The 16,381-nt window shown below is 51.5% G+C and carries 14 protein-coding genes; 2 read left to right on the forward strand and 12 right to left on the reverse strand.

Going from position 1 to position 16,381, the window contains the following annotated elements:
• Positions 1-110: 110 nt before the first annotated feature.
• From ACFQ1T_RS14075 to ACFQ1T_RS14090, 4 genes are all read right to left on the reverse strand, one after another.
• A complete protein-coding gene (locus tag ACFQ1T_RS14075; protein ID WP_379077916.1) occupies positions 111-680 on the reverse strand; it encodes a hypothetical protein in 570 nt (189 codons plus the stop codon).
• Between the two features lie 129 nt (positions 681-809).
• On the reverse strand, positions 810-1,217 hold the full coding sequence (locus ACFQ1T_RS14080; protein WP_379077919.1) for a hypothetical protein: 408 nt from the start codon (positions 1,215-1,217) through the stop codon (positions 810-812).
• Between the two features lie 197 nt (positions 1,218-1,414).
• A complete protein-coding gene (locus ACFQ1T_RS14085; protein WP_018985002.1) occupies positions 1,415-1,594 on the reverse strand; it encodes a tautomerase family protein in 180 nt (59 codons plus the stop codon).
• Between the two features lie 39 nt (positions 1,595-1,633).
• Positions 1,634-2,365, reverse strand: a complete 732-nt coding sequence (locus tag ACFQ1T_RS14090) for a cation diffusion facilitator family transporter (protein WP_379077922.1) — start codon at positions 2,363-2,365, stop codon at positions 1,634-1,636.
• Between the two features lie 307 nt (positions 2,366-2,672).
• On the opposite strand from ACFQ1T_RS14090, the gene ACFQ1T_RS14095 reads away from it, so the two are divergent.
• Entirely contained in the window at positions 2,673-3,509 is an 837-nt protein-coding gene (locus tag ACFQ1T_RS14095; protein ID WP_379077925.1) for a 23S rRNA (adenine(2030)-N(6))-methyltransferase RlmJ, read from the forward strand.
• A gap of 45 nt (positions 3,510-3,554) precedes the next feature.
• On the opposite strand, the gene ACFQ1T_RS14100 is transcribed toward ACFQ1T_RS14095, so the two are convergent.
• A complete protein-coding gene (locus ACFQ1T_RS14100) occupies positions 3,555-4,670 on the reverse strand; it encodes a DUF2914 domain-containing protein (RefSeq protein ID WP_379077928.1) in 1,116 nt (371 codons plus the stop codon).
• Positions 4,671-4,903: 233 nt separating this feature from the next.
• Here ACFQ1T_RS14100 and ACFQ1T_RS14105 point away from each other — a divergent pair, with 233 nt between their 5' ends.
• The gene (locus ACFQ1T_RS14105; protein ID WP_379077931.1) at positions 4,904-7,096 is read left to right on the forward strand and encodes an ATP-binding protein; all 2,193 of its coding nucleotides are present in this window, start codon (positions 4,904-4,906) and stop codon (positions 7,094-7,096) included.
• A gap of 41 nt (positions 7,097-7,137) precedes the next feature.
• Here the strand turns inward: ACFQ1T_RS14105 and ACFQ1T_RS14110 are convergent, their stop codons facing one another.
• From ACFQ1T_RS14110 to ACFQ1T_RS14140, 7 genes are all read right to left on the reverse strand, one after another.
• Positions 7,138-8,121 carry a crotonase/enoyl-CoA hydratase family protein gene (locus tag ACFQ1T_RS14110; RefSeq protein ID WP_379077934.1) on the reverse strand — a complete coding sequence of 328 codons (984 nt, stop codon included), beginning with the start codon at positions 8,119-8,121 and terminating at the stop codon, positions 7,138-7,140.
• Positions 8,122-8,362: 241 nt separating this feature from the next.
• Positions 8,363-10,942, reverse strand: a complete 2,580-nt coding sequence (acnB, locus tag ACFQ1T_RS14115) for a bifunctional aconitate hydratase 2/2-methylisocitrate dehydratase (protein ID WP_379077937.1) — start codon at positions 10,940-10,942, stop codon at positions 8,363-8,365.
• 205 nt (positions 10,943-11,147) lie between these two features.
• Positions 11,148-11,480 (reverse strand): hypothetical protein, encoded by a 333-nt coding sequence (locus ACFQ1T_RS14120; RefSeq protein WP_379077940.1) that lies wholly within the window; start codon positions 11,478-11,480, stop codon positions 11,148-11,150.
• A gap of 78 nt (positions 11,481-11,558) precedes the next feature.
• Positions 11,559-13,064: a fumarate hydratase gene (locus ACFQ1T_RS14125; RefSeq protein WP_379077943.1), complete on the reverse strand. Its 1,506-nt coding sequence runs from the start codon at positions 13,062-13,064 to the stop codon at positions 11,559-11,561.
• Positions 13,065-13,089: 25 nt separating this feature from the next.
• Positions 13,090-14,739, reverse strand: coding sequence for an acyl-CoA synthetase (locus ACFQ1T_RS14130; protein WP_379077946.1), 1,650 nt, complete (start codon positions 14,737-14,739; stop codon positions 13,090-13,092).
• Between the two features lie 224 nt (positions 14,740-14,963).
• Complete coding sequence (locus ACFQ1T_RS14135; RefSeq protein ID WP_194746971.1) at positions 14,964-16,094, reverse strand: HpcH/HpaI aldolase/citrate lyase family protein; 1,131 nt, start codon at positions 16,092-16,094, stop codon at positions 14,964-14,966.
• Positions 16,091-16,381: an FAD assembly factor SdhE gene (locus tag ACFQ1T_RS14140; protein WP_379077950.1), complete on the reverse strand. Its 291-nt coding sequence runs from the start codon at positions 16,379-16,381 to the stop codon at positions 16,091-16,093. Before ACFQ1T_RS14140 ends, ACFQ1T_RS14135 begins: the two co-directional genes overlap by 4 nt.

The raw sequence follows: 16,381 nt of genomic DNA on the forward strand, positions 1-16,381 counted from the left end.
TATCGTGCGTATATCCGTTTGATTGTTCTTGCCATTTAACATCTCCTAAAAAGTTAGGTCGATGTGTCTACTTTTCTAAGGCAAGTCCAGAGTCCTAGTTGAATGATGGGTTATGAATTTTTATCACCTACTAAGCGAGATGCAGCTCGCGTAAATATGTATATGTTGTCACCTTTTGAGTTGTAGTCATGGCGTAGGAGTCCATATTCAACAAGAGTGTTAAGGTCATCCTCTACAAATCTTTGCTCTGATATTTCTAGGCCGCCACTTACTTCAAGAAACTGGTAAATCGTACCGCCCATCATTTTAATTTCAAGGACTTTGGTTGCACCAGATGCCTGAAATTGCTCAAGTATATTTACCGCTTGGGCTGAAAGGGTTGCGTCAGGATTAACTTCGCGAGCCAGCATATCAAAACCTTCGATAGCGCTTGCGAAAGCGGTAATGGCAGCATCAATCTTATCAAGTTTTTCTTTAAATATTCTATGGTCTTGATTTAGCAATGCTTTTATATGAATTGTGGCTTGAGTATTTAACTCAAGAAGGTCTTTAATTTCAGTGTGATTGGCTTTAGCAAGCCACTCCATGAAATCGTTGAATTCAAGCTGAGCTTGTGAGCCTTTTTCTGAACGGTATTGTCCAAGTAGTCCAACAATTGTTGCAAATGATTCAGCTAACAAAAAAACCTCCCTGACATTCTTAATTCATAACGTTTGAGATAAGGGGCTGGCGACATTGGTGGCTCAGCCCTCGTTATTAAAAATTGGTTCATCGAAGAGTGTTCTCGCCAGTCCCGCTTGATGGATGGGTTAGGGCGCATCATCAGGGTATAGTCTATTAAGGTACTCATATACAAGGATCATAATTGGCGTTAACTCAGCATTGTTGAGCAAAGCATAGTTGACTATAGCGCGGCTGAGCATGGCTATGGCCTCACCTGCCTCGATTTCTATAGTATCTTCTTGCGGGTCATTCGCATGTTTGAGTGCATTACGATTGCCATTAACTTCTTTATTAAGTACCGCAAATGGTCGCCCACCAAATTGACGTTTGTCGAGATTTACTAAGTGGTCAATCATAGCAAGTTGGCCTTTACGTCGGAGCAAACTACCAAGAATTTCCTCTGCTGCGCCCGCAAGAGTAACAACGGCTAAGAAGTCACGTTCGTCTAAGAGTAGCTCTGAAGCAGTTTCTATCTGCCGTCTAGCAATTTCCATCTTATGTAGCCTCACGACGCTCCTTTGTGCCCTAACGTAATGTAGACACCGAAATCGGTGTATATCCTGAGGCAGAGCTATTGTTACCATCAACCATAAGTTCCAATAACCCTCTGTTTATATTAATTAATTTAATAATCATGAGTAAAAAACTTTTATTAAATCAATAACAAAACACACCTGATCACTAAGACTAGTTACCCTAAAAGCTCCCCACCTATCGCCCAATCCTCATACTCGACCTCTTCAAACACGATATAGGTGTAATTCGCTGGTTTGTGCGCGTGCTTTTGCAATGTTTCGGTAATCTCTTTGGCGATTTGTTTTTTCTGCTCTTTGGTGACTGAGCCTGCTAGTTTCACATTGACATAAGGCATATTGACGCTCCTTCTGTGGTTGGTTAAATGATCTTTAAACTAGTGATGATGGCCTGCACCACCGCGGAGAATATCGAGGATGAGGTTGAGCGTGACCACCAGCAGCAGTACTGAAATCAGGATAGAGAGGATGGGGTCTATGTTCATCCAGCCTGTAAAGTAGATAACTGCGCCTGCGACCACGGCGGTGACTGAACCGAGCAAGTCGCCTAGCACATGCAGGAATGCGGCACGGTGGTTTAAGTTTTCATCACCGCCGTGATTGTGTTGCTGATGATGCATGTGTTTGGCAACAACAACGTTAACCAGTAAGCCTACCAGGGCAATGATGCTGACATAACCGCCTGCGACTGGCCGCGGATTTTGCAAGCGCTCGATGGCTTCGTAGACAATCCAGCCGGTGACTAGCAGCATGGAGACGGCGTTGATCATGGAGACCCGACGCTCGGTGTGTTTTGAGGCAGGATGCCCACTGCGCGCCTGCTGTGCTGCCCACATCGCAAGGCCGAGTGCCAGCACATCAAACAGCATGTGCCAGGCGTCGCTGAGCAAGGCTAGCGATTGTGTCCACCAGCCACCGATAAACTCAACCACGGTAAAGACGGAAATGGCGAGAAATGGCAGCCAAAACGGGTTACCGTGCTCGTGATTATCATGGCTATGCGCGTGTTCATGGCTGTGGTCATGCCCGTGATCATCTGCGTGATCGTGACCATAGGGGCAGCGACCAGAAGAGTGAGAATGTTCGTGAGGTGTATGGCTAGGTTTCATGATGGCATGCTAATGCAAATTAGCTGCTTTTCACAATAGGGCACTTCTATAAATTCAATTTACGTCGCGATACGGCGTTGCTCATATAGTGGGTTAAGCAGGCAATTCGCAAAGCGAATGCTCGCAAAAAACTCTTCCTTACATATTACTTATATGCTGCGTCAGATTTTTTTAATCGCGCCTTGTCTAGCCCATGCATTCTAAACATAAGTCACTTGATTTTATAAAAGCACCCTATCGACTTTCTGACATAAAACAGTCTCTAATGAAAAATCTGGGATAATGCTGGCTTGTAGAGAAAATCATCATGTTAAGTTACAGACACGCCTTTCATGCTGGCAACCATGCCGACGTTTTAAAACACTGGATATTCAGCCTGGTGCTGGATTATTTTAACCAGAAGGATAAGCCTTATTGGGTGGTTGATACCCATGCGGGGGCCGGACTGTATCGCCTGGACAGTAGCGTGGCGAATAAAACAGCGGAATACGTGGATGGCATTTTGCGTTTGCAGCAAAGCCAGGCGCCTGAGCCGTTTCAAATCTATCTGGAGGCTGTTGCCGCAGCAAATAAAGATCAGCAGATGCTTTACCCGGGCTCACCCTGGCTGGCCAGCCACTTAATCAACCCGGTGGATAAATTACGCTTGTTTGAGCTACACCCGGCCGATGCGGCTTTGCTGGAGCAGCAATTTGCATCACAAAAACGGCAAATCGCGATTCAGCAAAAAGACGGCTTTGAGGGTATCAAGGCTTGCCTGCCGCCACCGACCAAACGTGGCATCGTGCTGATTGATCCGCCTTATGAAGTCAAAGATGATTACTCACGCGTGGTGGATTGTATTAAAGACAGCCTGAAGCGCTTTGCCACAGGCACTTATTTAATCTGGTACCCCCGCTTGCAACGCCCAGAACCGCAGCAAATGATAGACAAGCTGCGCCGTCTGGACACCGACTTTTTGCATGTGACGCTGGATGTAGAACAACCTTCAGCCGACGGCTTTGGCATGTATGGCAGTGGCATGTGGGTGATTAACCCGCCGTGGACCTTGCGGCAATCGGTAGAGCCGCACCTGCCGTGGCTGGCACAAGTGTTAGCGCAAGATGCAGGCGCGCAGGCCAGTTGCGAAGGCAAACAGCGCTAGACTGGGCTTTATTAGGCGAGCTGGAATGGGCAAACACTCATGCCACTAATAGCGGATACGGATGCGTTTATGCGTATCCCTGCCCTGCCCAAGCGTGACGGTGAATTGATGGCTGGCGATGGTTTGCCGGTTGCCGGTCTGGATACGCACCCGCCACTCGCCTGGCGTGAGATTGGTTTTATAGGTATAGCCGCGATAACCGCTGTCACGTCCGCCTGTCAATGAAAACCCCGGGGTAGAGACACTCACCCACTGGTCGCCCTGTTTTTTCTGCCAATCATGCAGCAGATGGGTTTTGAGGCCTTGTGGCGCAAAAATAGCAGAAAAGCATACCAGCCGTTGACCGGGCTGCAAGTAAAAATGGTCGGTATCCACCCGCCAAAACTGCCACCAGGGCGACTTTTCCACCGTCATCCAGTAGCCTTGTGGTGACTTTTCCAGATCGTAGGCCACCACCACAGCTTGCTTGACCAACGGCACAGGCGGAATCATGTCTTGCTGGTAAGCCAGCATGAGTAACCCGGCGATTGCCCACACCGGCCAGATTCGACCTCTGTGATGCGGCGCGCGCTGGTAAAGCACATAAGTGATGGTCGCCCCGAGCAAGGTACTCAGGTAAAACCAAGCCGCATGCACGCTGCCAAACAAAAAGGGAAAGGCAAAGTTACACCAGAGGATGGAGCAGAGGCCGAACATGCTCCAGCACAAGCTCAGGCGCCGGTATTCACTCTCAAGAAACTCGTTGGCGACCAGCAACGCGCCCAACACCAGGGTAATAATCCAGGCCACGCCCTCGCTGGAGCTTTTGAAGTACAGAATAAACAGAGCGCTTAACAGGCTGCCAAACAAAAATTGTAATACCCAGTATGGCCAATCGTGCACTGGCCAGCGCGTGACTTTGTGCTGTACCCATTGGAAGCTCAACAGCCGCTCGCCCAGCCGCCGGATGGAAGAAGAAGGTTCGGCCAACTGGTACATGAGAATAGCGGCCACCAGCAAATACAAGGCAAAAATGATCATGTCGGACATGGCGACTTTTTTGCCTATGGTAATCGCGTCCCAGACAAAGCCGCCGATAAAAAACACGATCGGCAGCGCCATGCGGCTACGGGCGAGCCAACGTGACCATCTTGAAAGGGCTGGCGCTTGATCAGTCATCATTCATTACACTTTCCACATCTGTCATCAGGCAGCGTTTTGTATCAGGGCGGTATTTTGCGCATGCGCTGCACGAAACACAATCTTATTTTGCGCGTTTGAAAAGTAAACTTACTTTGATAATCAAACCTTGCCTGTTAAACTTTAAGTTATCTTAAGAAAAAGCCGTTAACTATCAATAAAGTTAAGTTTTTCTCTCACTAATCATTGGCTAATACCCTGATATCCCATCAAACATGCGAACCCTAGTAAAGCAGTTGGTGTACAAAGTAAGCGAGATCAAATCTGTCAGTTATGAAACTGAGCAGGCACTGATCCGCGTGCTTTTTGTCAGCATGATTACGCTTTACTTGCTGATTAATCGCAGCAGCTATGAACCCGTATTGTTGTGTCTGATTTATCTGGGCTTTGGTTTTCTGATGTTGTATAACATCTTGCGCAACCCGGCCAAAAACGAAAAACGGCAATGGACCGCCATGGTGATGGATATCACCGCCACCTCGCTAGAGCAAATGATCTCGGGGGCGATGGCCGGCGTATTTATCGGCATTTATTTGTGGCTGATTATTGGCTATGGCTTGCGTTATGGCACCAAGTTTTTCAAAGGCTGCTATATGCTAAGCCTGGTGGGCTTTAGTCTAACCTTGTATTTAAACCCTTATTGGATAGAACACCAGCATCTGGCTTATGGCTTTTTGCTGACACTGTTACTGATTCCACCGCATGCCCTACGGTTGCTGGTGAGCCTGGAAAAAGCCACCAAAGAGGCTGACCAAGCCAGCGAGGCAAAGACAAACTTTCTGTCGAATATCAGCCATGAAATGCGCACACCGCTCAATGGCATTATTGGCGCCAGTGAACTGCTGGCCCAGACCAAGCTTGACCGCAAACAAGCCGAATTCTTGAATATGGTTGGGGCCTCAGCCAGCAGTCTGAAAAAGCTCATCAATGACGTGCTCGATATCAGCAAGATTGAAAAAGGTAAAGTCGATCTCGAAGAGATTGCTTTTTACTTGCCAGACTTGATCAACCGCTTGCACCTCGTGTTTCAACTTGAAGTGGAACGCAAGCAACTCTGGTTGAAGTTCAATCTCGCCAATGAAGCGGAACGGCACTTTTCTGGCAGCATGCATCATCTGGAGCAGATATTGACTAATTTGATCGCCAACGCGATTAAATTCACGCAGCACGGTGGCGTCGAGATCACGGTCAGTGTCCAGGAACAGTATGCCAACCGCAGCCTGTTATGTTTCCGCATTCAGGATAGCGGCATCGGCATCAAGGCGGAGGCCTTGCCTTTTATTTTTGACAGTTTCACCCAGGCAGATAGCAGCATCACCCGGCGTTATGGCGGCACGGGCTTGGGTACGACGATTGCCAAACAACTGGTTGAGGTCATGGGTGGCAGCATTAGCGTGAGCAGCAAGGAAAATGTAGGCACAGTGTTTGAGGTCAGCTTGCCCCTGACCCACGCAATCGCGCCCAGTGTTGACCGGAGCACCGAAATCAACCTGGATAACGCCTCCAATGTGGTGCCATTAAGTAGCCACACCCGATTCCGCAAAAAAATCCGTGTGCTGATTGCAGATGATAATGTGGTCAACCGGATGATCCTCAATGAGACCCTGCAAAGAATGCACTGTGTGGTGAAATCCGTGGACAACGGTGATGCCGCGCTTGATATGCTGGAGCAGCATCAGTTTGACCTGATGATCCTGGATTACAACATGCCGGAAATGAATGGCCTGGAGGTGTTCAGGATCTATCATGCCTTGCCGGGCAGTCAGCCTATCCGTACCGTGATCCTCACCGCCGATGCCACCAAAGCCACACAGGATCGCTGTTTGCGCGCCGGGGTTTATCAGGTATTGACCAAGCCAGTGGTGTCGCGCCAGATTCAAACCCTGGTGGAAGCCATTACAAGCACGCTGGACACGCAAGCAGGCGCAGAGGCGCTTGCCGCCACCACAGCCGCTTCGAAAAAACGTGGCAAAGCGCAATCGCCAGCAGATGCGCATCCCTCGGCAACCGCAGAAAGTATCCCGACCATTGCACCGATGACCGAGCCGCTGCTGGATCAGGACCGTATGGCGCACTTGCTCAAGCTCGGTGGCAGCGAGGCGTTTTTAAACAAACTTATCCGCGAGTTTATCGAGACAACAGATGACCTGGTCCGCGACTTAGGCAAGCAATGCATGGACCTCAACTTTGCACAAGTTCATACACTGGCGCACAGCCTAGCTGGGGAATCCGCCAACATGGGCCTGATTCCATTGAGCAAGCACAGTCGTCGCCTGCTGGGCTTAAACATGAAGGATGCCTCGACCATTTCCCTGCTATATCAGGCAGTTGCAGACTGCTACGAAGAAACCCGTGGCCAGCTCATGCAACAGCGAGACAAGCTTTCATCCAAGCGGTCAAAAAAATAGCTAGTGCAAGCGCCTGGCATCCCCAAATATCAAGCACACGCTTATTGGTTCACAACGCGGTCATGCACGAAGAACGCCTCACTTTCAGTGGACGGTGTCAGCACAGCTTCTCTCTGCTGATCTGCAGGCACTGACTGAAACAAGCGTGACTGCGCACGATAAAAACGGTCCATCACTTTCAAGTCGCGCTCACTGAGTTGCAAGGCATTTTCAACCCAAAGCTGCACAATCGCCGTCAATTCATCATAGCTTAGCGGATGAATTTTTTCCTTGGCTTTTTGTGCGGATAAAAACCCTGCGGCGTGTTTATTGTTTTTATCGATAAAGGTGCGTACGGCCTGCTCGCCTTCCCCTTGCTCGACCACCATATCGATCAACCCCATTTGCAGACACTCTTCCGCGCTATAGCGCTCGCACCCCAAAATCATCTTGTCAGCCACTGCCATGCCTGCTTTGCGTGCAATGAGGCTGTAAGCCCCCATGCCTGGAATCATATTGAAGAATAGCTCGGGAAAGCAAAACACAGCCTGTCGCTCTGCAATCAACACATCACTGGTTAAAGCCGCTTCAATGCCTGCCCCCAACACCTCACCTTGCAGCAGTGAAACTTTGGTGACATTGGCCAGTTGAAAGCGGAAAGCGCGTTGTGCCACCACGTCTATACTGAGTCTGGCATAGGCCTCCAGTTGCGCCCTGTCCTGTTGGCGGATGGCAGCAGCCATCTTTTGCAGATCGCCACCCATATTAAAATAGCCGGGCGTGGCAGAAGCGAATACCGAATAGCGGATCGGCAATGACGCCCCGTTCGCGATCTCAACATAACCGCCACTCAGTTCGATATCATGATGGTGGGCATGCAAGTCCAGCAACAAGGCGTGATTGATGCACGGAATCCGTTGCGGCTGAGAAAGATAAGTCCACAATGCCTGCGATTTTTCATCATAACGGCAGTACACCTGGCCGTAATCATGAGCAAGCAAGCGTTGTTGAGGGAGGTAAGGCAGTGTTTGTTCGCACGATTTCATGGGTTTCTCCTTGGATATTGGCAACCTGTTAAACCAATGAATGGCTGTGCTAGCCGCAGCCATCATTGCTTACAGCCAATACATCATAATCAAAACAGATCACCTGCGAATATCGCCGTTACCGCTTTTACAGTTGCAAGCAAATGTGCGGCTTGAAAAACAACAGCAGAAAACAAAAGAACGAGGCTGATAAAAAACAAAGGGGGCTTGCGCCCCCTTGTTGTACTTGAAGATTAAGCCCTTATGCCGTTTCTTTGATCGGAATAATCTTTTTACTGTTTTCCAGTGAGGCGGCATATTGCGTCATCTGGTTGAAGTTCAGGTATTTGTAAATCTCGGCCGTATTGGTCAGCTTGCTACCCAAGGTGTCCATATATTCCTGCATGGTCGGCATGCGCCCCAGCTTGGCGCACACCGCCGCCAGCTCGGCAGAACCCAGATAGACGCGAGCATCCTTGCCCATACGGTTATCAAAGTTACGGGTAGAGGTCGAGAACACGGTGGCCTTGTCCGCCACGCGTGCCTGGTTACCCATGCAAAGCGAGCAGCCTGGCACTTCGGTACGGGCCCCGGCCACCCCAAAGGTGGAATAAACCCCCTCGGCGCGCAGTTGTGCTTCGTCCATGCGGGTCGGTGGGGCAATCCACAAGCGGGTTGGGATGCCACCTGCGCCTTCGAGCACCTTGCCCGCAGCACGGTAATGGCCGATATTGGTCATGCAGCTACCGATAAACACCTCATCAATCTTGTCCCCCACCACGGCTGACAACGGTTTGATGTCATCCGGGTCATTCGGGCAGGCTACCAATGGCTCTTTGATTTCGTTAAGATCAATCTCAATCACATGGGCGTATTCGGCATCACTGTCAGGCTGCAACAGCTCCGGTTTTTCCAGCCAGGCCTTCATGCTGGCAATCCGGCGCTCCAGCGTGCGTGCATCTGCATACCCGTTTTCGATCATGTTCTGCATCAGCACGATATTGGAATTGAGGAATTCGATCACCGGCTCTTTGTTCAGCAGCACCGTGCAACCGTTGGCGGAACGCTCTGCCGAGGCATCCGCCAATTCAAACGCTTGCTCGACCTTGAGGTCAGGCAAGCCTTCAATTTCAAGCACGCGGCCGTTAAACACGTTTTTCTTGCCCTGCTTGCCGACGGTCAAGGTTCCTTCCTGAATGGCCGCATACGGAATCGCGTTCACCAGGTCACGCAAGGTGATGCCTGGTTGCATTTCACCTTTAAAGCGCACCAAGACCGACTCAGGCATATCCAGTGGCATCGCCCCGGTTGCTGCGGCAAACGCCACCAGACCAGACCCGGCCGGGAAGCTGATACCTATTGGGAAACGGGTATGCGAATCACCGCCCGTACCCACGGTATCCGGCAGAATCATGCGGTTGAGCCAGGAGTGGATCACGCCATCGCCAGCGCGCAGGCTGACACCGCCACGGCTGGACATAAACTCTGGCAGCTCGTGCTGCAACTTGATATCAACCGGCTTTGGATAGGCCGCGGTATGGCAGAAGCTCTGCATCACCAGATCGGCGCTAAAGCCCAGACACGCCAGCTCTTTGAGCTCGTCACGCGTCATGCCGCCTGTCGTATCCTGAGAGCCGACGGTGGTGGCTTTAGGTTCGCAATAGGTGCCTGGTCGCACACCCATGCCTTCAGGCAGGCCACACGCACGGCCCACCATTTTTTGCGCCAGCGTATAGCCTTTGCCAGTATCTTTGGCAGGCACCGCTTTAATAAAGAGATCAGTCTCACCCAAGCCCAGCGCTTTGCGGGCATTTGAAGTCAGGCCGCGGCCAATAATCAGCGGAATGCGGCCACCGGCGCGCACTTCATCCGCCAGGGTAACCGGGTTCATTTCAAATGTGGCCAAAACCTCGCCCGCTTCAGACAACACTTTGCCTTCAAACGGCTTAATGACAATCACATCACCTGTATTCAGTTTGGAGACATCACATTGAATCGGCAAGGCACCAGAGTCTTCAGCCGTGTTAAAGAAGATAGGCGCAATCTTGCTGCCAATGACCACGCCGCCCGTGCGCTTGTTCGGGATAAACGGAATATCGTCGCCCATCCACCATTGCACAGAGTTGATGGCAGATTTGCGTGAAGAACCTGTCCCGACCACATCGCCTACATAAGCCAATGGCAGACCTTTTTGCTTCAGTTCCTCAATCACTTTGAGGCCATCAGACATACGGTTGACCAGCATCGCCTTGGCGTGTAACGGGATATCGGGACGGCTCCAGGCATCTTGCGCCGGGCTCAGGTCATCAGTGTTGGTTTCACCATCCAGCTTGAACACCACCACTTTGATCTCATCTTTGAGCGCTGGTTTGCTGGTAAACCATTGTGCCTCTGCCCAGGCTTGCATCAATGTTTTGGCATGCGTGTTACCCGCCTTCATTTTGGCATCCACATCGTGGAAGGCATCAAACATGAGGATGGTCGTGGACAAGGCCTTCACGGCATGCGCCGCCATGGGCGTATCCAGTAAAGCCACCAGCGCCTGCACGTTATAGCCACCCAGCATGGTCCCCAGCAGCTCAACGGCTTTTTCAGCGCTGACCAAGGGTGAGCTGGCCTTGCCATTGGCAATATCGGCCAAAAAGGCCGCTTTGACGTACGCCGCCTGGTCTACACCGGCCGGAATGCGGTTTTCAAGCAGATGCACCAGCAAGGCTTCCTGCCCGGCTGGAGGAGACTTGAGTAACTCAACCAGCGCGGCCACTTGCTCAGCGTTCAGGGGTAAGGGAGGAAGGTTTTGCGCAGCGCGCTCTTTTACGTGGGTGTCGTATGCTTCTAACATGATGTGTAGGCTCTATTTAATAAATCAAATTTGGGCAATAAAACGAAAATCGGGGAATGGGCCGGTATTAACCACTGGCCGCGAGGCATTCTTTTGATTTGATTATAATGCACTCCCTCCGCCAGAATGTTAACTGCTTGTAACATTCTGGCAATTGATCAAAATGACAGCCATTGTCAGCATCAAAACAACACTGCGCACGCTGTCAGCGTGTACTGTCTCCGTAAAGTTGCTTGGCAAACGGGGTACTGCAGCTTTTGCCAGCAGCAGAAGACTCCCATTTATCGAGCAGTTCTTTCTGATAGCCCTTGCCATGTTGCTTTTCCAGATAGGCACGTACCTCAAACACATCGGCAAAACCATTATGGTCGGTGTCCATTAACGCCACCTGGTCTTCCAGACTCGGTCCGGCATATTTGCCAGTGCTATCCGTAAAATACTCCAGGGCAGACTCTGCGTGCGCTTGCACAGTCAACATCATCAGCGCAACGGCGCAACACATGCTGACACCTGTATTTGCTTTTAATCCTTTTATCATACTTACCCCCATTCTGACGCTTAGTAGTATGACGTAGTGTTTAGCAAATCGTGCGCATGTTCTGTGATGGAAAGCACATTAAACCGCTTTGAGCGCAATCTTCTTGCGCCAGAGGGCTGGGCCGCTCTTGTGCGCAGAATCGCCATCGGCACTCACTGCCACCGTCACCGGCATGTTTTCCACTTCAAACTCATAGATGGCCTCCATGCCTAAATCTTCAAATGCCAACACGCGCGCATGTTTGATGGCCTTGCTGACCAGGTAAGCCGCACCACCAACCGCCATCAGGTAGACCGACTTGTGTCTGGCAATCTCAGTCAGCGCTTCGTCACCGCGTTCAGCTTTACCGATGGAGCCAAGCAAGCCGGTGTTCAGCATCATGTCGGTATAGCTATCCATCCGTGTGGCAGTGGTCGGGCCAGCGGGGCCGACCGCCTCATCGCGCACGGCATCGACCGGGCCGACGTAGTAGATAAACTTGTTGGTGAAATCCACCGGCAAGGGCTCGCCCTTGGCCAGCATGGTTTGAATCCGTTTATGCGCGGCATCACGACCGGTCAGAATCTTGCCGGTCAGCAACAGCGTGTCGCCGGTTTTCCAGCACTGGGTTTCTTCGCGCGTCACCGTCTCCAGATTCACGCGCTTGGCTTGCGGACTGGGTGCCCAATGCACATCCGGGTAAACCTCAGGGCTGGGCGGAGTCAGCACCGCCACCCCTGAGCCATCCAGCGTGAAGTGCACATGTCTGGTGGCGGCACAGTTGGGGATAATCGCCACCGGCAAACTGGCTGCATGGGTGGGGTAATCGAGAATTTTCACATCGAGTACCGTGGTTAAGCCACCCAGACCCTGTGCGCCTATGCCTAAGCGATTGACCTTCTCGTAGAGCTCCAAACGCAGTTCTTCAATACGGTTTTGCGCACCCTTTGCCTGCAACGCCTGAATATCGATCGGGGCCATCAATGACTCTTTGGCCAACAACATGGCTTTTTCAGCGCTACCGCCTATGCCTATGCCCAGCATGCCTGGCGGACACCAGCCTGCGCCCATCTCCGGCACCACTTCAAGTACCCAATCGACAATGCTTTCATTCGGGTTCAGCATCGCCAGTTTGGACTTGTTCTCGGAGCCACCACCCTTGGCTGCCACTTGCACTTTGACCTTATCCCCTGCGACCATTTCCACGTGAGTAATCGCTGGCGTATTGTCTCTAGTGTTTTTGCGTGTCCCGGCCGGATCGTTGACGATGGAAGCGCGCAGGGTATTGTCAGGATGCAGATAGGCGCGGCGTACGCCTTCATTGACCATGGCTTCCAGCGTCATGTCGCCTTCAAACCTGGCAAGCATGCCGACCTTGATAAAGGCCACCACGATGCCGGTATCCTGGCATAACGGACGCTTGCCTTCGGCGCACATGCGCGAATTGGTCAAAATCTGGGCAATCGCATCCTTGGCTGCCACCGATTCCTCGCGTTCATAAGCCGCCGCCAGTGCCCGGATATAGTCTTCCGGATGATAGTACGAGATATATTGCAAGGCGTCGGCAATACTCTCGATAAAGTCTTGGGTTTTAATCAGGGCCATGTTCTAGGTCTTTCAGGCGAGCGTTTTAGCGCGCATTGCTTTTCTGATAAGCAATGGCAGGACTCACATCTTTACGCAAGATTTTACCATTTTTGGTGCGTGGAAACTCCTTGGCCAGGTAGACTGTTTTCGGTGCTTTATACGCCGCCAGATGCTGTTTGCCAAAGACCATCAGTTCTTCTGGCGCAATCTCGGCATCCGGTTTGGGGATCACATAAATCACCACCAGCAGTTTGTCTTTTTCAATCTCTTCGCCAACGGCTGCGCAATCGGCCACGGCCGGATGGCCTTTATAGACGCGCTCGATTTCATATGGCGACACCCGGTAGCCAAAGCTCTTGATAATGTCATCCTTGCGGCCCAAAAACCAGAGGTAGCCATCGGCATCATACTTGGCGTAATCGCCGGTAAAGAAATAGCCATCATGCTTGTATTTGGTGGTCTCTTCCGGCAGGTTCCAGTAATTCAGGAACAACCCAGGATCATTATCCGGCACACTGATCATGCCCTCCTCACCTTCGGCCACCGGCTCACGGGTGTCGGGATTGAGCAATACAATCTGGTGCCCAGGTTGCGGAAAACCGGCAGAGCCCGCACGAATCGGCCGATACACACTTTGTGACAAATAGTAGGAAAACTCACTCATGCCTACCGCTTCATAAATATCCAACCCAAAACGCTCACGCCATTGCGTTAACACTTCGTCCGACAAATGCTCGCCCGCACTCATATAGTGACGCACACTGGGGATATCTGCCTGTATAGCGGTGGTTTTTTGCAATAACTGGCGGTAAATGGTCGGGACACCAATAAAGATGGTGGCTTTGTGTTTGGCAATCAAATCCAGCCACTTTTGTGCATCATTTTTGCCTTCATGCACAATCACGGTTTTACCCAGGTATAACGGGTCCATCAGCCCAGTGCCCAGCACATAGGTCCAGTTAAACTTACCGGAGTGCATGATGCGGTCTTGCACCGTGTCGCTGTAGTTAAACCAGTATTTGGCGGCTGGCTGACGCCCCAACAAGGCACGATGCGCATGCAACACGCCTTTAGGATAGCCAGTCGTACCTGAGGTATAGACCAAATAAGCCGGATCTTCTGCCCGCGTGGCATAGGCGGGCGCTGCGTCAGTCACATTCGCCAGGGCTGCCTCCAGCGACACCACATTAAACCCATCCACGGGTGAGACCTCCCCGGATAACTGTGTCAGCAAGACATGCTTCAGATGGGGTGTTTGCGCGATATTCTGCTGCATTTTGGCAGACATCGCCTGCCAGGCGGCCGCGTCAGTTACCAGGACCACGGCGCCGGAATCCTTGGCCAGATAAGCCACTTCTTCTGCAGTGAGCAAAGTAGACGTCGGCACGGAAATCGCCCCGGTTTTCATGGTGCCGAGAAAGGCCGTCGGGTAATCTAGGCTGTTCGGTAGGCGAATCAGCACCCTGTCCCCTGGCTTGACAGCCAATCCACGCAACACCTGCGCAAAACGGTCTGTCCTGGCCGCCAACTCGGCAAAGGTGATGATGCTGGTACCAAAACTGTCATCCTCCACAATCATGGCAATTTCATCGGCTTTGGGACTCCCCAAGTGCCGGTCACTACAAGCCACCCCGATATTGAAAAACTCAGGGATGTCCCATTGCCATTGTGGATAAGGGGCTAACTGTGTCATGTTCAAACCTTTCCAATCACTCTATGCACGCATGGTTGATGCGATGCTGTTATATGCATTTCTTTTGAAAATGCTTTTTAAATCTTCAATGACGCTTAAACGCTCATCAATGAGCGAGCGGGATGAAGCACAAGGCGCACGGAACACAGAAACCGGAATGTACAAAAGTACATGAGGATTTCGAGTACCGCGCAACGCCTTGATTCGCCCGCGCAGCCATTGATTTAAAGCAGAATGCCGTAGGGCCAGTTTTGGCGTACTACCTGCGCTGGCATCAACTGCAGCACATGCAAGGCAAACTCCATATCGCTGACCTTGAGCGCGCGCAAGGCATGTGCTCTCAGCAGCGTCTGCAACGCCTTCCCAAACATGGGCGGGTCCAACATCTCGCCTTCAAACTTGATCGCCCCACCCAACAAGGCATCGGCTTCAATCGCCGCTTTCAAAATCGCCACCTTCTGGTTGATCTCGGTCGGCGATGGCGTGTAAGCGGTTTTACACAAATGAATATGCCCGGGATGGATCACCTGCTTGCCGGTCAGGCCCATGGCCGCTTCCTGGCAAGCGTGTTTGTACACCACGCGCGACTCGTTATCGCCATGCAAATCCAGCCAGCGACGCACGTCGTGCGGCTCGACAAATTTGTCCGGCATGATGTTGCTGCCAATCAGCGTTTCCACACCGCCAATCACACCTTTACCGGCGATCCTGGCTTCAAAAATCAGCTGGTTGATAAAATAGAACAGCTCTTCTATCCAATGCTCGGGGGTGATATGAATCCCCAGTGCTTTGGAGAAGTCATGAATACCAAACACCACATGTTTTACAGTGTCGTATTGCATCAGTTCTGGGGCAATCTTGAGCGATTTCGGGTGTTCGATAATCGGCTGTATGGTGATTTGCGGGTTGATACTCAACAAAAAGCTAGACAGATCACGCACCTCGGCGGCACCGTAGGATTCACCCGCCTTGGCCAGCATGACGACATCAATAAATTCGCCCATGTCGCGTACCAGCTTCATGTCTTCTTCGTACTCATCGGTACGGAAGGAGTTGGCGCGGATGGCAATGGTGACGCGCTCATTGACCTTGCGCAGTTTGGGCAGCTCCTGCCGCAGCAAGGTGCGGCTCATTTCTTTCTGCCGACAACCATCTTCCAGGTCAAAAATCAGCGTATGCGCATTGGTAAAGTGCGCATGCTTGACCATGCGGTTGGCCGCCTGCTCCATGTCTTCATAAATGCCCAGGCTGGGCGCATATTTCACTGGCGGGTAATACAACTGTATGCCTGGCCAGTAATCCCCCAAGGCACTGGCATCCAGTGCAATCGGCTCTTCTCCCATATGCTGAATCATCTGGTTTCCTGTTCTGCCGTAGGTCGGCTCGCACTCAATTTTTGAAGAAGGGCTGCCATGGGCTTGAGGTCTCCGGTCGGGGCTTTTAAGCCCTGAATCAAGTCCCAAAACACGTTATCTGGCAGTTCGAGCAAGGCATCCAGTTGCTCCATTTCTGCCAGTGTCAGGCTGCCAAATTGATCACTGACAAAGCGTTGCAACACGATATCGAGTTCCAGCATGCCGCGGCGGCAGCGCCAGGTCAGTCGCCGCTGCTCGGCATCACGTAAAATCTCAGCATTTAGCAT

The sequence above is a fragment of the Methylophilus glucosoxydans genome, assembly GCF_042676145.1.
GTDB classification, from domain to species: Bacteria; Pseudomonadota; Gammaproteobacteria; order Burkholderiales; family Methylophilaceae; genus Methylophilus; species Methylophilus glucosoxydans.